Genomic DNA, 21801 nt, shown 5'->3' on the forward strand with positions numbered 1-21801 from the left:
GAATCCTGTCTTTTATGATTTCACTGCCCCCAGTGTCATCCCGCCTACAAAATATTTTTGCAGGAACGGATATACCATCAGGATGGGGAGCGTAACCGTAATCGTGATTGCCATTTTAATCGACTCTGGTGAAATTTGAGCCATTTGCTTAGCCATATCGTTACTATTCGTCATACTGGAGCCGCCTTGCTGCGTACTTTGCAGTATCTTCATCAGCTCATACTGTAGCGTCGTCCATTGCGGCGCCCCACCATTATACAAATACGTATCAAACCAAGCATTCCACTGACCTACTGCCAGAAAAAGAGCAATCGTTGCCAATACTGGTTTGCACAGCGGCAAAATAATTCTCCAGTAAATCGTAAAATCATTCGCCCCATCGAGTTTGGCTGACTCCTGCAACGCATATGGCAAACCGTCCATAAAGGAACGAATGACAAACACGTTAAATGCGCTAATTAAGCCTGGAAAAATGTACACCCAAAACGAACCCAGCAGATGCAGATCACGCATCAAAATAAACACGGGCACCATCCCGCCAGAAAAATACATCGTCAACGCCAAAAACGTAGAAATAAACTTACGAGCGCGAAACTCGACCCGACTCAATGTAAAAGCAAGCATAGACGCGCAAATCAATCCGAGTACTGTTCCGACCAAAGTACGAAGAATAGATATTTGCAGTCCCTGAAGAAGGCCATCGTACTGGAAAATCGTTTTGTAATTTTCGAGCGTAAATTGGCGGGGCCATATATAAATTCCACCGCGAACCGTGTCCGTTGAATTGTTCAGGGAAATCGCAAGTACGTTCAGAAACGGGTACAGCGTCAACACCACGATCAGAGCCATGAGGATATAATTGAACAGGTCAAACAGCTTCTCAGACCGGGTAGCATTAAATGCCTTATTCGTCATTTCGCTTCTCCCTCCCTACATGATGCTTTCTTTGGTCAGTTTTTTGAATATACCGTTCGCCGTAAACAACAGCAAAATGCTAACCAGTGAGTTGAAAATACCAATTGCCGTCCCATAAGAGAAGCGACCCAAATTAATCCCGTAATTGAGCGCGTACAGATCCAACACCTCGGAATAATCCGTCACGAGACTATTGCCAAGCAAGAACTGCTTTTCAAAACCATTGCTCACCAGATGCCCAATCGCCATAATGAACAGAACGGCAATCGTCGAGCGGATACCCGGCAGTGTAATATGCCACATCTGTCTCCAGCGGCTCGCTCCATCCACGCGCGATGCTTCATACTGTTCTTGATCAATTCCGGTGATTGCAGCTAAATAAATAATCGTATTCCAACCTGTCTCTTTCCATATGTCGGAAGCGGTTACAATGTACCAGAACCAGCTCCCCTTTGCCATGAACTGAATCGGCTCATCCACAATATGAAGCGCTACCAATATATCGTTGACAATGCCTCCGTCAATGGACAGCATTTTCGTGACCAATCCAGCCACAACTACCCAGGATACAAAATGCGGGAGGTAGGATATCGTCTGTACAAACCGTTTGAACAACATACCACGCAGCTCATTTAACAGAATTGCAAAGAAGATCGGTACGACAAAACCAAATATAATCCCCATCAGGCTCATCGCCAGTGTATTACGTAATACTAGATAAAATCGTTCGTCCTGAAATAACTCAATAAAGTTATTCAGCCCTACCCATTTCTGGTCCGTAAAGGATTTAGCTGGCTTATAATTTTGAAACGCCATCGTCCAGCCCCAGAGCGGCAGATAGCTGAAAACAAACACCCATATGACGAAAGGAATGGACATAAAATAAAGATACTTTTGCTGCTTCACACTGTCCCACAAGCCTTTTCTACCACGTTCAGGCTTCGGTCCGCGAGCCTTGCGCGGTCTTCCCCGGTTGGATTCAGGAATCACAGCACCATTGTTGGAAGCGGTTTCAGTTGAAGATTCCATAACAAGCTCCTCCTCATCTCTAGATACTATTATCATACTTTGCTGGCTTGGAAGCGGGTACCCGACGAATTAGGAGAAAAATCAGTTCAAAATTAGATATATGAGGGGTCTCTATGCCTTCCAAGCATAACTTTTTTGCGGATTCCAAACAAAATCGATCCTATAGTGAAAGATGACTAAAATTGTATTGGGGTTTACATTATAATCAAACTTGACAAACTTATTGGATGGAGGAGACTTTATGGAAACTAACGTAATAACATTACCTCTTTTTCATGTTGCAGGTTACAGAATCGAAGCCAATATTAATGAATTTGAGTCTGGTCTTGGCAAGAGCATCTATCATTCATTAATTGAAAGAAAAGATGAAATTCGGGACAGGAAAAATGAGAATGTAATTTTAATGCAAATTTATCCCATGAAGCCTGATTTTAATCCTCAGGTAGATAAGTTTACAAATATAATCTGTTATGAAATAAGTAAACTAGGTGAGGTTCCATTAAATATGATAAGTCATACTGTAAATGAAAGTAAGTATGTAACTTTCACACATAAGGGGCTTGAATCGGAGCTTGATCATTCGTATGACTACATATATGGCCAATGGATTAAAGATACCGGAAATGAACCGAAGGATTACGATTTTGAAATTTGGGGTGAGAAATATAATCCAGAAAGTTCAGACAATGAGATTGAATTATTTATAGCATTGAAATGAACGAGACACAACAATAGCCCCCAACACAAAATGTGTTGAGGGCTATTGTTTGCTTAGGTCAATCTATTCCTAGTTCACAGGCTCGGATGATCCAGCTCATACAGGTTGCGGTATCGGGGCTGCTCCTGCCAAAGCTTTTCATGACTGCCCCGCATGGAAATGACCCCTTTTTCCATAAAAATCACCTCGTCCATATGCTCCATTCCTGTCAGATGATGCGTGATCCAGATCAATGTTTTGCCTTTCAGCACACGAAACATCGTCTGCATGAGTTCATGCTCTGTCAGTGGGTCAAGTCCCACTGTTGGCTCATCCAGCAAAACAATCGGGTGATTTTGCAGCAAAATCCGCGCCAGTGCAATTCGCTGTTTTTCTCCACCGGAAAAACGAAGCCCCGTCTCCTGCATTCGGGTATCGTAGCCCTCCGGCAAAGAATCAATTAGAGTTCCAAGCCCTACCTGCTCTGTTACTGCACGAACCTCATCCAGCGTAGCATCAGGTCGTCCCAGCCGAATATTGTTCGCTACCGTTGTATCGAATAAATACGGCTGCTGGTTTAGCACCGCAAATAAACTGGAGTATACTCCACCTGTATATACGGGAATCCCTGCGACAGTGACGCTACCTTCATCAGGCTGCAATGCTCCCTGAATCAGGTTCAGCAGCGTGGACTTGCCCGCACCACTGCGGCCAAGCAATGCAACCTTGCCCCCCTGCGGTACGTGTAGGGAGATATTACGCACGCTCCATTCCTGCGTTGCCGCATAGCGGTAGCTTACGTTGTTCAGCAGCAGGTCTCCTCCGAGGCCCAATCGCATAGCGGTAGCCTGTTCCTCTAGAATGTCTGCTGTTCCGCCTGCTCCCGGTGTAGGTGTGTCTTTCTCCGAATCCTTTAACCGTCGAAGTGAATCCTGATACTCCGGTGCATGAACCACCGCTTCTCCAGCGCGAACGAAGGCATCCAGCAATGGAAAAGCCACAAGGGCAAAGGATGCCAGCCATGTGGCTTCTATACGATTCTGTGCTACCAGTCCCCCGGCCCACACAGTCATAATCACAATCCCGCCGCCTACAACGCATTGTGCGATCCAATGAGAACGCCACTCGCTCCGGCGAAGTGAATTCTCCATCACGGCAGCCCTATTGTGCCGTTGTGTAAAGGTACTCAGGAAATGCCCAGTCCGTCCGCTCAGTACCAGGTCACTCATGCCGAACAGAGCATCCGTCAGCTCCTGATAGGCTTTACTCCGTTCCTGCTTGAACATTCGCCGTTTGGCGAGTGAGGTCCATAGTGAGATAGCTGGGGCAATAAAAAGCAAAAATCCGCCATATAGCGCCATGAGCAAGGCAAAGGTTCCGTCCATCCGTCCGAGCGCCGAGATGCCTGCTGCATAAATCAGCAAAGCCGATAGCGCAGGCAGAACTAGCTTCAAATAGATGTTTTGAAGCTGCTCAATATCCTCTGCCAGCAATCCTAATAGATCCCCTGTACGGAATTTGCTGCGAATCATCAGCGCCTGCGGTTCTACTGCCCGATATAAGCGTACCCGCATACGGGACACAAGGCGCAGTGCGGCATCATGTCCTACCAAGCGCTCCAGGTACTGAATAACCGCTTTACTAAAGCCAAATGTTCGCACAAGCACAATTGGAACGTACACCATTAATATATTTTCCGGTTTTAAGGCCGAACGGGTAATCAGATGACCGGACGTAAAGAGCAACGCGCCCGCACATCCAATGGCCAGCGCGCCCAAAAGAGCAGCTACCAGAAAGGCCCAAAAATATTGTCTCAGATACGTCACAAACCAGCCTTGTCTGCTATTGTCCGTTACTCTCATATCGTCCGTTCCCTCCTTCCGATATCCCCGTCAGCAATCGGTAATATGCTCCCTTACGGGCAATCAATTGCTGATGGGAGCCTACTTCTTCCAGGCGACCTTGATCCATCATCCAGACACAGTCCATTTCTGGCATCCAATGAAGCCGGTGGGTGGCAAGAAACATTCTCTTATGTTTCAAAACCGATAAAATCGTCTGTTTTAGCTCCCATTCTGTCTCAATATCCAGATGGGCCGTAGGCTCATCCAATAAAACGACCGGACGATTACTGAGCAATGCCCGCGCCAATGCAATCCGTTGCGCCTGCCCTCCGCTCAGTGTCCGACCTGCTTCACCAATGGGCTCATTCAATCCACCCGGAAGACCGTCTACCAGTTCACGCAGTCCAACCGCGTCAATCGCCCACTCTACCTGCTGGTTGGATGCCTCCGGTTCATAAAAGCGGATATTATCTGCCAGAGAAGCGCTAAACAGGTATGGATGCTGTGGAATATAGGCAATATGCCGTTGCCATTCAGCTTTGGCATCCCCAGCCAATCCGCATCCATTCAGGAGCAGCTCACCCGAAGTGGGATCAGCAAAGCCGCCAAGCAGACTAAGCAGCGTCGTTTTACCTGCACCGCTAGCGCCAACGATGCCGATCATGTTCATGTGCGGTTCAACATGTGCAGACACATGTTCAAGCCGAGCCGAACCGTCTTCATTCAGGAGGCACACATCAGATAGCTCGAGAATGTCCAGTCCCGTGATGTCCAATCCTTTATCGCTAGCTGCCTGTTTATTCGGCTCGGTCGCATCATCTTCTGTACTGAGAATGGAGCGTATTGCTCCCCAAGCCTCCTTACCATCCAGTGAAGCATGATAGTCTGATCCCAACTGGCGTATGGGCATAAAATATTCTGGTGCCAGAATAAGCACCGCAAGCGCTGCCTCCAAACCTACCGAGCCACTAATCAGGCGCAGCCCCAAGCCTACCGCGACAAAAGCGACCGATAGCATACTAAAAAAATCGAGGGAAAATGAGGAAAGAAACGCTACCCGCAGCGTGCGCATCGTTGCTGTGCGGTATTGGTCGCTGACCTTCCCAACCGTTTCCCCATGCTCTTGGCTACGACCCAAAAACCTTAGTGTCTGAAGTCCACGTAGCGAATCCGTGAAATGGTGAGATAACAAACGATAGGAACGCCATTGCTTGTCTGCCTGCTTCCGCGCTGCCAAGCCGAGCAAAATAAAGAAGCCCACCAGAATCGGCATCGTAGTCGTCAAAATTACACCTGAAATGACATCCAATGTGAAAACATACACAAGCACAAGTATAGTTACAGCCATCATGTCAATCATTCGAGGAATGGACAGTTCCAAATACGTGCGAAAACGATCCATGCCGTCCAGTGCTAGCGTCACCAACTTGCCACTGCCTTCCTGCGCTGCAAAACCCGGCCCCCGTTCGAACAAACGTGCAAGCAGACGCTCCCGTAAGGAAGCGCCTGAAGCTTCGGCAAAACGGCCGGCTGTCCGACGTTGCAGCCAGATCATCGTATGCCTCATTGCAAAAGCTGCGAAAAACAACGCCAGCGACGGCCAAGCCATCACCAGCGGATTTTTATCAAACAAAATCGTAACAGCCTTTGCCAAGAAGACTGCTTGTGCAATCACAGCAGCCCCCTGGAGCAGGGAAAGGGCAGCCAGTAGCAGCATTACTGGCCGAATGCCCTTTAATTCTAACCATGCCTTATCCATTAGTATTCCAAATGATCCTTCTCACTGAGACGCTTATGGAAAACAAAATAGCTCCACGCCTGATAAGCCAGCACAAAGGGTAAAAGCGTTGCTGCAACAATCGTCATGGCTTTCAGTGTGTAATGACTGGAGCTTGCATTATAAATCGTCAAATCAAAAGCACTGTTAATCGAGCTCACCATAAATCTTGGGAACAAACCAACGAATAACGAAACGAAGGTCAGCAAAATCAATGCACCTGTCATCCCGAAGGCCCATCCTTCGCGGCTCTGCTTCAGGAAGTACCACGTCAGCACATAGGCGACAATTCCCACTGCTACCGCAGCATACATAAAGGGACCGCGACGTGCAAATAAATCCGTTGCAAAATAAGTCCATACCACCATGCCAGCGAGTAAAATGCCCAATACCGGAAGAAATTTGGACGCAATCACGCGAGCACGATCCCGTACTTCTCCAATCGTCCGCAGGGAAATGAACGTCAGCCCATGCATTAGGCACATTCCGACCACTGTCAGTCCAATCCATACGGTGTATCCATTGAACACATCGGAAAATCCAGCTTTCAAATCCATGTTTTGCTGAATAGGTACACCTTTCACCAAAGCCGCAAAAGCCATACCGAACAGCATCGGCGGTAGAAAGCTACCAATCAGAATGCAGGCATCCCACGTTCCTGTCCACCATTTCCCTTCAGCCTTGCCGCGGAACTCAAAAGAAACTCCACGCAAGATCAAACCTAGCAAAATAAAGACAAATACCAGATAATATCCGCTGAACATAGTTGCATAAAAATGCGGGAAAGCGGCAAACATCGCACCTGCTGCTGTAATCAGCCACACTTCGTTGGCATCCCAAAATGGACCAATCGTATTGATCATCAAACGTTTTTGTTGGTCATTGCGCGGTACCAATCCCGTGGCCATCCCCACGCCAAAATCAAAGCCCTCCAGAAAAAAGAAACCGGTAAACAACACTGCGATCAATAAGAACCATAAATCATTTAGCGTCATTATTGTCACCCCCTTGGGCAAATGGATCATGAATTACCGTTTGCTGATGTGGCTCGATATCTGGACCTTTGCGAGCCGTACGGTAAAACAGAAATGCCAGCACACCTGTTAAAATTAAATACAATGTGGTAAATGAGATGAACGAGAACAGCACTTCTCCTGCCACAACCGTAGGCGAAACAGAATCTTTTGTTTGAAGCAAACCAAATACAGTCCACGGTTGGCGACCTATTTCGGTCATGATCCAACCAGCAGTATTCCCAATGAATGGAAGGGATATCCCCCATATCATAAGACGGAAGAACCAGCGATGTGAACCTTCCAGCTTTTTACGGAACGTCAGGTAAGTACCGTATAAAGCGAGTGCAATCATGCCACATCCCGCCGCAATCATAATACGGAAGCTCCAGAACGTGGTACGTACTGGCGGGATATAATCGCCCGGACCATAGGTTTTTTCATATTCTGCTTGAAGCTCATTCATACCAGGCACAGAGCCGGAAAATTTACTATAAGATAGAAAACTCAGAGCAAAAGGAACTTTAATTTCAAAGGTATTTTCCTTCTTTTCAGGATCTATACCCGCGATAACTGTCCAAGGAGCGGGGTCACCGCTGTTCTCCCATAAGCCCTCACTGGCAGCCATCTTCATCGGTTGTGTTTTCACTAAATATTGAGCCTGACCATGACCAAACAAAGGAATAGCAATGGCACTGATTAAGGCAACAATAATGCTCAATTTGAAAGAAGGTTTAAAAAAGTCCATATTCTTTTTGTGCATCAACTTCCATGCACTGATACCCGCGATAAGAAATGCCCCCGTTGCAAAAGCAGCAAACAACGTATGCGGAAATTCCCATAACAGTTGTTCATTCGTTAACAGAGCAGCAAAATCTTTCATTTCTGCACGTCCATTTTGAATCTCATATCCTACTGGACGCTGCATGAATGAATTAGCAGCTAGAATCCACAACGCCGATAACATCGTACCGATAGATACCAGCCACATACAGATTAAATGGACCGTTTTGGACAATCTTTCCCAACCGAATACCCATAATCCGATAAAGGTCGATTCCAGGAAAAATGCAAGCAGCGCTTCAATCGCCAGCGGCGTACCGAATACATCACCGACAAAACGGGAAAAGTCCGACCAATTCATCCCGAACTGGAATTCTTGCAAAATCCCGGTGACTACGCCCAATGCAAAGTTAATCAGCAGAAACGTTCCCCAGAATTGAGCCATTTTTTTGTACAAGTCATTTTTTTTGATAACATACATAGTCTCCATAATTGCCACCAATAACGACAATCCAATGGAGATCGGCACATAAACAAAGTGAAGAATCGTTGTAGTTGCAAACTGCAACCGTGCCAAATCCAATACGTCCATGATGTTGCTCCTCCCCCTGCACTTCTCTTAACATTGATTTATAGTGTCTGTAATCTGAAGTCTTCTACATTTGTGATAGTATTCACATTCTTACATATGCAGCGGTCACTTTTTAGAAAATGACTCACTCAACTACCTTCACCATGGTTGTCATGATCCGGCTTCAGATTATCCCCATTATATAGAATAAATTTAAATGAAATAGAATCGAAAATGTGAACATCGTGTCAAATCTGTGTCATAACGATGGCGATTTGATGAAAACGGCCTAAACTACATAATAAATGTGACATTTTCGATTGATCTATCCATTTATCCGCCATAAAAAAAGAGCCTCTCTTCGTTCGGAGGTCGTACCTCCGACATCTGTAAGAGAGACTTCATAGCGTTGAACCTAGGGATTCTATCAACAGCCATCTGTTCCTCCGTTCTTTTGAACCCGATTACGGTAGGAGGAAGGTGACATTCCAACATACTTTTTAAATTTACTATGAAAATAATCTGCATTCGCATATCCTACGCGTTCCGCCACCTGGTGCACCTTAATTCCTTGAGCAAGCAATTCTCTTGCTCGCTCAATCCTCACCTTATCCAGGTAGGCATTAAAGGCCTCGCCAGTATGACTTTTGAACAGTTTGCCCAAATAGCCACTATTGTAATTGAACATATCTGCCAGTAACTCCAGTCGCAAATTTTCATCATAATGACTATGTATAAAGTCAATCATTTGTTTCATGATGATGCCCTTGCCACCAGATTCAGTCTGACCAATCCATTGCAACACATGCTCCAGCGAGTGATCCACCAGCTCGCCCAATGTGGAATAAGCATATACATCGGTTATAAAGCTGGAGTGCTCCTCCAGCACGGTTCGGCTGTGATCCTGTCCAGCTGCATACTTGTTCAACGCCAGTGTGAATGTTTGGGCGAACGCCGCCTTGATTGCAGATTCTGTGCGATAAATCCGTGGAAATTGGCCTTCCATATCCTTAATGACACGGGTTGCAGCTTCACTATTAGCCATATCTAGCGCATAGTACAGCTTTTCCGCATAACGTAGGGGATCATCTGTTGCACTATCAGACGCTCCACTCCTTTCAGTCTCGACTGTCTCCAATTCGTGTAGGTCTCCGGAAAGCATGACTCTTTCTGCCCGGAACAAAAACGTACGCTCCAATAATCGTAGTGCCTGCTCAAAAGATCTGGGAATGTCGTTAAGAATAGCTACAGGATCACCAGCAGCCACATAAATTTCCGTAGCCCACAGCTTTAGCTCCTGTCGCCAAGCAGCCAGTAACTGAACAGCATCTTTCTCCGTTTTTAACGTGGCGGGAAGCAAAAGACCCATATATATTCCAGCCTCAAACACGATACCTCTGCCCTGCTCATGGCACAATTCTGTTAGCCGCTGCTTTGCTGCCGACTGCCGGGCTTGCCGATCCCAGTCAGGTATACGTAAATCCAGCAGAATAACCTGATAGCTACTCCAGTCCAACGCTGGTAACGCGGGCTGTTGTCCATGTTTTCCGTTACCGCTTTGATGTTCAGCTTGCTTGGATGCTCTGTGAAGAGAATCGCTGCTTTCCACAGCATTACGAGCATGCTCTTGATGAACCGGAAACAATAGTGCTTCGATCCAATTACGCTCATGGGAAGGCGGACTTCCCCATTTGCCATCTTCTTTCTCGTCCTCAATGTTTTGCCGTACCCGTTTCAACTCTGTCGTCATTTCTTCCTCATCAACTGGCTTCAGTAGGTAGCCATCCACCCCGAAGCCCATGGCTTGCCGTGCATAATCAAAGTCTGCATATCCGCTTAATATGAGAAAGTGAAACGGCTCTCCGTTCTTTTCACGTATGCTTCGTATGACCTCCAGCCCACTCATCCCGGGCATACGAATATCTACAATGACCAGCTCCGGTCGATGCTCTCCGAACTTATCCAGAGCCTCGCGTCCGTTCCCTGCCGTATCGACAATACGGAAGCCACAATTCCCCCAGTCAATAATGGAGGACAATCCTTCACGAATCGCAGGCTCATCATCTACAATCATTGCTTTATACATTCGACTCTTCCCCCCTTGGTATGGAAAAGTATACGGTTGTTCCTTCTTGTAATGCGCTTTCAATATGCAGTCCATAACGTTCGCCGTACATCAATGTTAGACGTTGATGTACATTACGCAGGCCAATACTGCTTCCTTCCGGCTCTTCCGTCCCCCTGATCCGAGCTAGCAGACGGGTCAGTTGCCCAGCTTCCATGCCAATCCCATCATCTTCTACTTTAATTTTCAGCTCTCTTCGTTCTATTGCAATATCTACCTTCACGGTAACTGGCTCTTCCTTATTTTCCAGGCCATGAATGACTGCATTTTCCACCAGCGGTTGTATGATTAAGGGAGGAATCGACAGGTCCGTCGCGCTTTCTTCCAAATTCACTTCATAGATCAAACGATTTCCAAATCTGAACTGCTGAATTTGCAAATAGGACCGCACCATATCCAGCTCCTGTAGTACCGTCGTTTTACCACTGCCAATCTCCAGATTCCGGCGCATCAGCCTGCCAAGCAAACGCACCGTCGTTGCAATTTCCGCTTCCCCATTCAGATGTGCTTTCATTCGAATGGATTCTAACGCATTAAACAGAAAATGCGGATTAATTTGGCTAGCCATCATTTTTAGCTTGATATCCTTTTGTGCCAATTCCAGTCTGTTGTTATGCTCACTCGTCTCATAGACCTGCGCCATGAGTTGGCGAATACTGTTCACCATATAGTTGAAACGGCGGGATAAATCCCCGATCTCGTCCCTTCCCTCCACACTCGATACCACATGAAAATCGCCCGCGGCTACCTTACCCAGTTCATAGCTCAACCGCTGTAGGCGTTTGGTAATCAGCCAGGAAATGATGGTGATCAGAATCAGTGCCATAACCAGCACCGCAAGAACACATAGAGCACCAATCAAGCTAATTCGGTTGGCTCCCTGTACAATATGCTCCGTCGAAAACACTGAAATAATCGTAAATCCGCTCACACTGGAGGCGGGCAGCAGCTCATCCACGATGATGTTGGAGGACTTCCCGTTGATTTTCGCTTCATATATTCCCTTACCCGCACGCTGGACATCAAAGCCCAAATGTAAATCTCCCAACGTCTGACCCACCGACTGCGGACGAGTAGCTGCGACCACAATACCATTACGATCTGCAATCAATGTTTCAAAGGGCTCCTTGCTCAGCATATCATTCAACTCGGTCTGACTCAGCGATATCATCAGAACTCCCTTGGTATTATATTCGGGAAATGGAATTTGCCGTACCAGGCTCAGGCGATTAACCGGGTTATCTTCCTTATCCTGAATGTAAAACCAGTTAATCGCCGTCCCCTTCAAAGCCGTTTGGAACCACTGCTGCCGCTCAATGTTAGAGTCTACTGGAATAAACTCCAGATTATTGACAAGCGTCGGATTGTACGAATAGAACCGGATGGTAGCAACCTCTCTATATTGCTGAGTATACTCATTAAAATCCTTGTATTGATGATACGCATTCATCAGCTCTACCATACCCGGATACCGTCGGTTCGCCATCTCTCTCAGCCTCTTATCGAACATGAGCCCATTTGAAATATCCGTTGGCACACGCAGTAAATTTGCCGTCTGGCTCTTGATCTTTTCCACATTGTTTACCGTCTGGGCAATTGCACTATTCAATGCCTGCTCTCGCAAATAAAAAGTAACGCAGCCGCCTACCACCAGCACCGGGATCATGACAATCAGTACATAGGAGAACAGCAGCTTATTCCGCATACGCATATTATTCATCAGAAGCCGTACTCCACGATTCATGTCATCCCTCCTATAAGATAAGCGCTTACATTTTTGTGTATTTTCACATCCTCTATCACGAGCTACATGTTTCCAGTTTAAAGCTTCGTAACCTCTATATCCATATTTTTTTGCAAAATTAAAAAATGTGGCGAACGGAGTCACCACACTTTACGGATCATGAGCTATTTACGTACAAAAGGTTCGATATGCACTCCCTGCGGCAGCTTGTGCGGATCTTCCGGATTGATACGGTCATAGAACATAATACCGTCCAAATGGTCCATTTCATGCTGTACTACAATCGCTGCATAACCTTTGAAAGTCAATAGCTCCTGTGTTCCGTCTGGTAAATTGGCCTTAATACGAATTTTTTCATAACGAGGTACATATCCGGCTACGTACCGATCTACAGACAAGCACCCCTCACCTTGTTCCAAATAAATCATGGACGTGGAGTGGCTGACCAGCTTCGGATTAAACAACGCATACTCTACCGTTTTGTCCCCATCTTCATAATAAATAGCGCACATTCTTTTGTTCAAACCTACCTGGTTCGCAGATAATCCCACACCCGGGCGCAGTTCATAGCGGGTAGCCAGCTCTTCATTTTGGCTATTTTTCAGATAATCCAGCATCCATTGCATCTGTTGAAGATCCTCTTCAGACAGTGGCAAGCATACCGGATCAACCTTCGTACGCAAAATAGACTCCCCTTCACGCACGATATCCTTCGTGAGAAGCATGTCCATCGATTGATTACTCATTCGTCAGCCTCGATTCATTAAAATAAATATACTTTCATGTTATTCAGCAAAAGTTAGGGGAGTTCCCAATATTCCTACAAGTTTTATCCCATAAATTATATCTATTCATGAAATGAATTGTCAAAATGAAGCGGTAGTGGAGTGTAAGCAAACAATATGGCTTTTAATAAAAAAATAAAACCGCTCCTTAGAACGGTTTTATAAACTATATTAATATACTATTTTGAAAGCTTAAAAGATGTACTATTTCCACTAATTGTGACTTGAGTATTGGCTACTTCATCTTTAACTGGTGTTTTGGCTATCCCGTCAATTGATATTTCACTTAGAGTAGAATTCATCTGCCCGCTTGCTCCGGAACCAGCAATAGTTGCTAACAACTTATAATTAACTACACTGTTCACTCCAATATTTGATTTAGAAAAGATAGTGGTCAGCTTAGTATCACCATGTCTTGAACATCCAAGATCCGCACATATAGCAGTTCCCGCAAGTTTTAATCTTACAGCGTTATGTTCAACACCACTAGTATAGTTCCTCCATAAGTCCATCTGAACTGGCTGTCCAGTAATATACCCATTTTTATATTGTACCTGATTATAACCATCAAGTAGATATGAAGTTGACAGTGGATCGTCCCCACCTATTTTAAGATAAGGCTGCCAAACTCCCGGAGCATCTCCTTTACTATAAGCCAATCCTGCATCAACTTCCAATCCCCTTGCTGTAAACCCTGTATACATATACGGGGTTCCATTTGTAGCCAGCAAAGTAGAGTTACTTGATGTAGTAATGGCCCTAGTCTCAATGTAGTTACCTGTCGTACTATTGACCAATACCCTTCCTCCAAATCCTCCTTGTATTGCTTGTGGTTTAATAACGTGTGTTTCCTCTCTACCATTTTCAACTGGTAAAATAATCAACTCTGGATCTTTAATTGAAGAATCCTCATAAAAAAAGAGGTTAGTATCGTCCAAATAACAGTAGTCAACAGTTTCATATGTAGAAGATTCAATAGATGCATTCAATGATTGACTATTTGCTTTTTCTTCTCTAACAACTTTTTTGGCTTGAATAATAAAGTTGTTTATCTTTTCCTGGCTAACCTCAGCATCATTTTTTACTGTAACATTTTTAGAATGTTCTAATCCATAAGTTGATTGCGTTACTGAATCGCTAACTTTTTCCGTAATATCTTCGTTATTAGCCGAAGCAGTAACACCAATTGAAGAGAATAACAGAAAGATAATTATTGAGAACTTTACCTTTTTCATTCACTCTCACCTCATCCTAATTTTTGAGAAAAATTTTTGCTATTCCCCTTCCCTAATATTGTAAAAATTTTCACCCAAAACATATAATAGTATTTCATTATTCATTTGTCTACATTTTTTATGGAAACAAATACATATTAGCTGGATTTATTTGCAATTTCTTTCTTGTTTATGGTTATATGATATTAGAAGTTATTTCAAAAAAGGAGAGAGCATATCTTGAAAAATCAAAATTTAAAGCAATGTTTCATAGCTTTATCAGTTATTTTATTAATTTTCTCCTCTTGCTTAGTTTCAAAAGAAGCATATTCAAACGAATATGTAAAACCATCTCCAGATATAGTTCAATTTTCAAGCAGTGGTGAACATACTTACGCTATTGACAATCAAGGAAAGCTACTTGCATGGGGGCGTAATGAAGATGGGGAATTAGGCTCAGAAGACGGCATAAATCGTTCCGTACCCTCTCCTGTGGTTTCTATGTCATCTGATACTTTTAAACAGGTCACCACGGGTCGCTTTGGTTCTCTAGCCATAAAAACAGATGGTACCGTTGTTAGTTGGCAAAGTAAAAAAAATCAAGGTCGTAGTGTTGCCCCTAAAACCTTCTCAAGCCTAAAAAATGTTGTTAAAATTGCCGCCGGAGGAGATCACTTTTTAGCATTAGATCAAAGCGGGCAGGTTTGGGGCTGGGGTGATAATTCTCGGGGACAATTAGCCAACTTTAAGTCATCTTTCATCAATGAACCAACTTTAATAAAAGATCTACCCATGAATATTGTGGGTATAGCAGCTACGAATCAGGGTTCCTTTGCACTTTCCAAGGATGGAACATTGCTCTATTGGGGCGGCGACAATGAAGATGCGAATATTAAAGAACCACAGCTGCTTAAACAACTTAAAAAAATTAAAATGATTAAAAGTGGAGATTTTGCTATAAGTGCAATTGATATGAATGGCAACGGGTGGACATATAATCCGCTAGAGAGCAAAACTAAACAGTTTAAAATTCCACAGAAGTTAAAAGATATCTCTGCTCAATTCGACCACACTGTTTCATTTGTAACAACTACTGGCGATGTCTGGATTTCTGCTGGTAATTCCAATCCAGAGAAAGTAAAGGGGCTTGCTAATATATCGGAAGTAAACTCTGGAAACGACTTTACAATCGTAAGAACGGAAAACAATAAATTATGGAGTTGGGGGAGCAACGTTAACGGTCAACTTGGAATTGACTCGACATTGAAAAATGTAAAGCAACCGACTATTGTAGTGAAGCCTATTCAATTGACCGTAGATGGCTCTATCATGGATCTGACTACCACTCCCAAATTACTGAACGGCTCAGTCTATGTTCCTTTCAGAGGAATATTTGAAAAATCAGGAGCTAAAGTCATTTGGAATAGTAGCCAAAGGGATCATGTCACCATCACAAAAGGTAAACTGACTATAGAACTAGTTGTAAACCAAAAATTCGCATTGGTTAATGGAAAAAAAGTAAGTCTCGCTGCTCCTCCAAAATATATAAACGGGAGTATTTTGGTACCGATCAGATTCATTTCTCAAACCTTGGGTGCAAAGGTAAACTGGAACGCATCAAAATATGAGGTAACTGTCAATAATCAATAGAAGCCAAGAAAGAACGAGCGATCATCCCATTAAATATGAATAGCCTTAATAGTTCACAAGCTTAACTCTTAACTATCCTTATTAATTTAACACAAGCAAAAATCTCCTATACCAATGAAATGGTCAGGAGATTTTTTGCCGTTATCATACCTTTGAAATTAATCATACGTATCTTTTCTTACTATTAAGATGGCTGCTCCAACGCACTTGGAGCTTCACTAAACAGCTGCGCCTTTGGATTCGGCTGTGTCCAGGTATTATAATATTGCGAGTTCTTGCCGTAGGAATTGTCAATGACAACGTGCGGCATATCAAGCAGACAGGCCAGAATGTGACCGTGCAGCCGTGAAGTGCGAACCTCGCGGTAAGAGCTGAACAGCGTAACCGCTTTGTTCATGAGATGGTCTGTGTACTTGTACCAGAACGTACGTGTAGGCAACGGTCCACCGATTTTCTTATCCAGTCGATAAAACTTCTGGAAATAGACAATTCCCTTCACTTCCAGCGGAGTGAACAAAGTATCCCAGTCCAGCCGGTGAGCGGCATCTGCCTCGTCATCGAACTTCTTTTGTCCACCCACCGTTTCAATATCAGTCCGCAGGAAATACAATACATCCTTCACTGTTTCCGTAGTCGGCTTCAATGGCCAGAGCTGGTGCGCCATATCAGGGCATAGTGTGATACTGCACTGGTTCAGCTTGTCCTTAGCCCACTGATAAGAGCGTGTATCCCGCACAAACATATGTAGATCCGGATGAGCATTGAACAAGGCAGCGACTTCATTAGCCTTCTGTTCAGATTGAAAGTGGATCGTCTGCGGCATAATTACAATTCGGTGGTTAGGGAAATCGCGAACGATGCGTTCTCGCAAATTTTGGTGATTTGAATAGAGATCGCCGAAGTTGCCGCCGCCGTGGCACACGATAATCCAGTCACCCGGAATTTGAAGCCGATCGGGAATATCCATAGCGCTATAACGGGCACGGACACGGATGCCATTATCCTTGAAGAACGCTTCGGTGCCTTTCATGATGAGTACATCCCCACCGTTATTATAGACGGGATAATCGACATAAATGATATTCGAACCTTGGGGGACTACGTCGAGAATGACGCTCAGCTTATTTTTCAGTTTAGCCATGGGATGCAAATTCGGCATCTTTCAGTTCTCCCTTCCTGCGCTTCTTTTGTATAGTCTGAATGACAAATGTAATGTCACTTTTATCAAAAATGATCCGTGATAGCGGAACATTGAAAAACATCGGGAATGAGAACAGTGAGAACGCCAATCGTACACAAGCGCCTACAAGCAAAGCAATCGCAATGCCGTCCAGACCAAAGATCGGTGTACAAATAAAAAATAGACCGACGGTGATCGCATAGGCTACAATTTGCCGGAACAATACCAGTCCCGGACGTCCCAGCGCGTTAAAGGCCGAAGCCAGAATCCATGAGCCGCCACCAATGATACATTCCAGTGACAGCAGGTAGAACGTTAGCGATGCTTCCAGAAAAGCGGGGCCGTACAGCAAACCCAGCATGTATCGTCCAATGAAGAGAGCAGGCACAATGACGATTAGCATCGCAGCCATAGAGATGCGAAAAGCACGACCTACTGTTTCGACAATCTTGCTGTGCTCCATCCCCGTCACCTTAGGAAAAGTAACGTTAGTGACGGCATTTTGCACCACATTGAACACACGAGACAAGGCGTAGACGACAGAGTACAGACCGAACGCTTTGGGTGATAGCAGCGCCACAATAACGATTTTGTCCGTTTGTGTGGACAGCGTCCCCATCAGCTCCATCCCGTAAACCCTCGCTCCATAGCTATAATAAGGACGAAGCACTTGGCGGCTGGTAAATGGACGGAAAGCACGCAAATTCATATACTTGCGCAAACGGAGGAACGCCCATACTAGCGCAAGGAAACTCGCGGCAAAATTCACTGCTCCTGCCAGCTGCACATTGAGCAGGCCCATCAGCCACAGTGTCACCAGACCGATGAAATTCAGTAACGGGTAGTAAAACAACAGACCGTTATATACGCTAAATCGATCCAGCCCTTGCGACAATGCTGTCGTCAGCGCTGTAAGCACTGCCAGCGGTATGGCTGCCGCACAATAAAGCTGGGACAGCTGGATGATATCCGCACCATAACCATTCAGCCACAGCGGCATGCATATCCAGGCCACCGCTCCCGCCAACAAGCTGGCAGGCAACTGAATCCAGAGCGACAACGCCAGCAGTTCTTCCGTCGTGCCTGTTTTCTTCTTGATGTTATAAATTAACGACGTTGGTAATCCGAAGCTCAACACACTGCCGATCAACGTAGGCCAGAACAGAACTGCCGCCAGTTCTCCTTTCCCCTCTACTCCGAGCATACGTGCGGTCAGGATGGAAGTCAGGGTCGTGACGATTAGCACAAAAAAATTGTTAAAGCTCGTGCGCATGATCGTTTTGGCGAGACTGTCACCCGTGAATACTTTCCTTGCTGCTGTCCATGTGCTCATGTTACGTCCAACTCCTGTTCCTTATTAAGCCTCTCGTCTCTATGCTCACATTGCGTCTTTTGACGCACCTCCATCAGCCTACCGTTTTTTTGGAATTGCGTTCAGGCAACTGTCCCCCGCCAACAGGCTCCTTTGGACTTGAAAAGATTGCTTTCAACGCTCTTCTATAGCCTTGAATGGCAGTATGATTTTTCTTGGGCTTTTCTCTCAAAATCTGATACAACGTCGTCCAGTATAGTGCTGCATAACCAATCGGCCCAGATCCCTCTTCACGCAGGAGATGAATATGATTCATCACCCGCATATAAGTAACCTGCTCCATATTGTCGCGCGAGGACGGCGATTCGTGATGAAGCAGCGTAAGCGCCGGGTTAATGTATAACGGACCGCTTTTCATTGCGATGCGTGAAAGTAATAAATCCTCGCCTACGCTATAGCTTTGCAACCAAGGTACCGGCTCCAGACTGCGAATCGCCTCACGGCGAAATGACATATTGCAGCCATGAAAAAACTGGGTTCTAAACGTCTTCTTGGCCTTATGCCAGTTATACATCGAGCCGGACTGACCGCTGAGGGACAACCTCCCTTTGGACAAAGACTGCTGGAATGACAGCAAGCATCGAATCGTTCCCATGAAGCTGTTACTCATTCCCTGTGCAATACCGCCAACACCAGCGGCCTGCGGGTAAGCCTCATAGGTACGCATCAACTCATTCAAATAGTTGCTCGGCAGCTCAACGTCATCGTCAAGGAACAAAATGATGTCACCCTGCGCAAGTTCAGCTGTCTTTACACGAGATAACCATAATCCCGGCTGCTCCTTGCGATGATATCGGTAGGTAATTCCCGCTCTGCCCAACTGACGCTCATAACGTTCCAGCACATGCTTCGGCAGTTCTCCGTCGTCAATAATCCATAGCTCGGTTTCACATGCCTCCGGTGCTCCCCCAATGGCAATTGAATTAATGCATCGGGTCAGATCATCAACCCGATTTCGGGTGCACAGAGCAATGGACAAGCTTAACATCATACTCCCCCTTTATCCTGTCAGTGTGTTAAAAAAACAGTTTACTGAACCGCCGGGCCTAAATATTCGTTATATTTTTGCTTGCGCGGGTTCAGAATGAACAACACCCCCTGCTTGTATCCATCTGCGGCATTAAAATTGCGGCGCAGCATTTCTTTGAGCATCAAGTAGGATAAGGTCCATAAAAGGGCTCCATACTGAATCACTCCAGCCTTTTTCAAGGCAAGAAAATAATAGTGGTTAATCGCTGTAGCCTTGGCTACTTTGCCCGCCTTATCGCGCGAGCTTGGAGATTCATGATGAATGATGGTTAAGTCAGGATTGATAACCAATTTGCCGTAACGGCTCGCCAACTGGCACATGTACAAATCGTCAGCAACGGCATAACTGGTCATCCACGGATACGGCTTCATGTCCCGAAGCGCATCCCTCCGAAATGACATATTGCAGCCATGGAAAAATTCTGTATCGAAAACCTCAGTCGCTTCGCCCCAACGCAGCAAAGAACCTGCCAGACTACTAGGCGAGAGCTTGCCGAGGGATGAAGACATCTGAAATGTCAAAACGCCCAGCAGCTTTCCTGCCCGGCTCGAATGTAATCCCTTTGCAATCCCTCCAACACCCACAATCGTTTCATCCTGATCATAGGTATCGAGCAAGCGCCGGATATAGAGTTTATCGTCCAGTTCTGCATCATCGTCAAAATACAGCACAATATCATACCGCACAAGAGACAAGGCCTCATAGCGGGACAACCAAACGCCGGGACGACTTTTTTTATAATATTTCAAAACGCTTTGAGGCAATCCGGATACCATGTGACGGTACTGCTCGATCTGTTGGTCGGAAATATCGCCGTCATCAACAATCAGCAGTTCTACAGCCGTATGCTCCAATTGCTGCTGTACTGCAATAGATTGTATACAGCGTGTCAGGTCTTCGATCCGGTTGCGGGTACAAATGATGATGGAGACATCGGACATGCCATTACCTCCTGTGTGTGTATCCAGATGCTTTGGAAGAGATATTCTAAGTTTTTCCAATTGCTGGATTATATATGTTTATTGTATCTTTGACAGCGTTTTAGTGTATATACCTCTTTTGTATACTTTTTCAGTCTCCAAAAGGGTAGACAATCCTCTAAAAAGAGCAAAAAAATAGGATTGGCTTCTAGTGCCAATCCTGATTTACCCCTGGAAGTCCAGAAACAACGTCGCATTCACATACCGACGTGCCATGGACAAAAAATAACTATTTTGCACCGCTACCGCTGCCACCAGCAAAGTATTACGCACTGCTTCACACTGGTTAGGGGTCAAATGCTGTAAACGGCTGATGTATTGATCGGCCGCCTGAACCAGCAGCTCCTCTGTCGCAGCTTCCTGGCGCTGCTGTCCTGTAACGGAATTTCCGTTGTCCTTTGCATAGCCTGCTCCAGCAACATCGAGCAGTTGGTCTCCGTTCGCATCCAGCTCCTCAAACAAAGTTGAATAGGCGGCGTACAAATCGACCGGCTGAATCAGATCGTCCGTATCATCTTCGGGTTGTTGGAACAGGATATGAAATAGCTGACGAATGGATTCAAAATCAAGACATGATTTTAAATCTTCCACAATGAGCAATATAGCTGCCTGGTTGACCGAGTATTTTTTGCCGATCTTCGGAGCGCCGAGAAATTCCTTGAAGTCGCGTTTGACCCAATTTTGCATAGATGCCAGTGAGACATGACTGTATTCGACCAGTTGACCCAGGGAAACGATCTCCTGCAGCGAAAAGGCTGCGCTGTGCTTACCCTTGATGATTTTATCTAGCACAGGTGTCACGTCGGTGTATAAAAATGTCGGCATCGTGCTCCCGGAACGGGCGAGATGGCTATGAGTGCGCCTCCAGGCGTCCTGTAGAACGGCCAAAGGCTGCAATTCGCGGCGACCTTCCATGGCCAGCAGCAAATGGGCCATATCACGACGAGTAAGGGTAAAAGACTCCATCTGCTTTCCTCCCTTTATTACATTTCAAGTTCATTTGAACTCATCATACGCCCTCAAACTAGGCTTGTAAAGTGAAGCAATGAGCCGTGCGGGTTCTATTATGCCTTATTTTCCGTGTAAATTGGA

At 45.4% G+C, this 21801-nt stretch carries 17 protein-coding genes; 2 read left to right on the forward strand and 15 right to left on the reverse strand.

Translation table 11 applies throughout. The features are described from left to right. Positions 1-12 precede the first annotated feature (12 nt). Complete coding sequence (locus BM358_RS20635; RefSeq protein ID WP_023990333.1) at positions 13-915, reverse strand: carbohydrate ABC transporter permease; 903 nt, start codon at positions 913-915, stop codon at positions 13-15. A 15-nt stretch (positions 916-930) separates the two neighbouring features. Continuing rightward, complete coding sequence (locus BM358_RS20640) at positions 931-1944, reverse strand: ABC transporter permease (RefSeq protein WP_023990334.1); 1014 nt, start codon at positions 1942-1944, stop codon at positions 931-933. Between the two features lie 241 nt (positions 1945-2185). Between BM358_RS20640 and BM358_RS20645 the strand changes: the two genes are divergently transcribed. Then, the gene (locus tag BM358_RS20645; protein ID WP_023990335.1) at positions 2186-2662 is read left to right on the forward strand and encodes a GyrI-like domain-containing protein; all 477 of its coding nucleotides are present in this window, start codon (positions 2186-2188) and stop codon (positions 2660-2662) included. Between the two features lie 74 nt (positions 2663-2736). Here the strand turns inward: BM358_RS20645 and cydC are convergent, their stop codons facing one another. The 8 genes from cydC to BM358_RS20685 all read right to left on the reverse strand — a co-directional run bounded on the left by cydC (position 2737) and on the right by BM358_RS20685 (position 14518). Continuing rightward, positions 2737-4503, reverse strand: a complete 1767-nt coding sequence (gene cydC / locus BM358_RS20650) for a thiol reductant ABC exporter subunit CydC (RefSeq protein ID WP_028541819.1) — start codon at positions 4501-4503, stop codon at positions 2737-2739. Then, positions 4484-6244 (reverse strand): thiol reductant ABC exporter subunit CydD, encoded by a 1761-nt coding sequence (gene cydD / locus BM358_RS20655; protein WP_028541818.1) that lies wholly within the window; start codon positions 6242-6244, stop codon positions 4484-4486. The genes cydC and cydD overlap by 20 nt, the downstream gene beginning before the upstream one ends. Next, the gene (gene cydB, locus BM358_RS20660) at positions 6244-7257 is read right to left on the reverse strand and encodes a cytochrome d ubiquinol oxidase subunit II (RefSeq protein ID WP_023990338.1); all 1014 of its coding nucleotides are present in this window, start codon (positions 7255-7257) and stop codon (positions 6244-6246) included. Before cydB ends, cydD begins: the two co-directional genes overlap by 1 nt. Next, positions 7244-8650 carry a cytochrome ubiquinol oxidase subunit I gene (locus BM358_RS20665; protein WP_028541817.1) on the reverse strand — a complete coding sequence of 469 codons (1407 nt, stop codon included), beginning with the start codon at positions 8648-8650 and terminating at the stop codon, positions 7244-7246. Before BM358_RS20665 ends, cydB begins: the two co-directional genes overlap by 14 nt. 406 nt (positions 8651-9056) lie before the next feature. Then, complete coding sequence (locus BM358_RS20670; protein WP_028541816.1) at positions 9057-10715, reverse strand: response regulator transcription factor; 1659 nt, start codon at positions 10713-10715, stop codon at positions 9057-9059. Beyond that, a complete protein-coding gene (locus BM358_RS20675) occupies positions 10708-12498 on the reverse strand; it encodes a sensor histidine kinase (protein ID WP_023990341.1) in 1791 nt (596 codons plus the stop codon). The genes BM358_RS20670 and BM358_RS20675 overlap by 8 nt, the downstream gene beginning before the upstream one ends. A 164-nt stretch (positions 12499-12662) precedes the next feature. Further along, positions 12663-13244 (reverse strand): peptide deformylase, encoded by a 582-nt coding sequence (gene def / locus BM358_RS20680; protein WP_028541815.1) that lies wholly within the window; start codon positions 13242-13244, stop codon positions 12663-12665. 218 nt (positions 13245-13462) lie between these two features. Continuing rightward, entirely contained in the window at positions 13463-14518 is a 1056-nt protein-coding gene (locus BM358_RS20685; RefSeq protein WP_028541814.1) for a YrpD family protein, read from the reverse strand. Between the two features lie 219 nt (positions 14519-14737). Between BM358_RS20685 and BM358_RS20690 the strand changes: the two genes are divergently transcribed. Further along, a complete protein-coding gene (locus BM358_RS20690) occupies positions 14738-16147 on the forward strand; it encodes an RCC1 domain-containing protein (RefSeq protein ID WP_028541813.1) in 1410 nt (469 codons plus the stop codon). 184 nt (positions 16148-16331) lie between these two features. Here the strand turns inward: BM358_RS20690 and BM358_RS20695 are convergent, their stop codons facing one another. The 5 genes from BM358_RS20695 to BM358_RS20715 form a co-directional block, all read right to left on the reverse strand. Beyond that, positions 16332-17306 (reverse strand): polysaccharide pyruvyl transferase family protein, encoded by a 975-nt coding sequence (locus BM358_RS20695; RefSeq protein WP_023990345.1) that lies wholly within the window; start codon positions 17304-17306, stop codon positions 16332-16334. Next, positions 17281-18660 carry a lipopolysaccharide biosynthesis protein gene (locus BM358_RS20700; protein WP_028541812.1) on the reverse strand — a complete coding sequence of 460 codons (1380 nt, stop codon included), beginning with the start codon at positions 18658-18660 and terminating at the stop codon, positions 17281-17283. The genes BM358_RS20695 and BM358_RS20700 overlap by 26 nt, the downstream gene beginning before the upstream one ends. 73 nt (positions 18661-18733) lie before the next feature. Then, positions 18734-19687 carry a glycosyltransferase family 2 protein gene (locus BM358_RS20705; protein WP_023990347.1) on the reverse strand — a complete coding sequence of 318 codons (954 nt, stop codon included), beginning with the start codon at positions 19685-19687 and terminating at the stop codon, positions 18734-18736. Between the two features lie 41 nt (positions 19688-19728). Next, complete coding sequence (locus BM358_RS20710) at positions 19729-20670, reverse strand: glycosyltransferase family 2 protein (protein ID WP_028541811.1); 942 nt, start codon at positions 20668-20670, stop codon at positions 19729-19731. 204 nt (positions 20671-20874) lie between these two features. After that, entirely contained in the window at positions 20875-21675 is an 801-nt protein-coding gene (locus BM358_RS20715; protein WP_028541810.1) for a DUF1836 domain-containing protein, read from the reverse strand. Positions 21676-21801 lie beyond the last annotated feature (126 nt).

The sequence above is a fragment of the Paenibacillus sp. cl130 genome, from assembly GCF_900116035.1.
Lineage (GTDB): Bacteria > Bacillota > Bacilli > Paenibacillales > Paenibacillaceae > Paenibacillus > Paenibacillus polymyxa_B.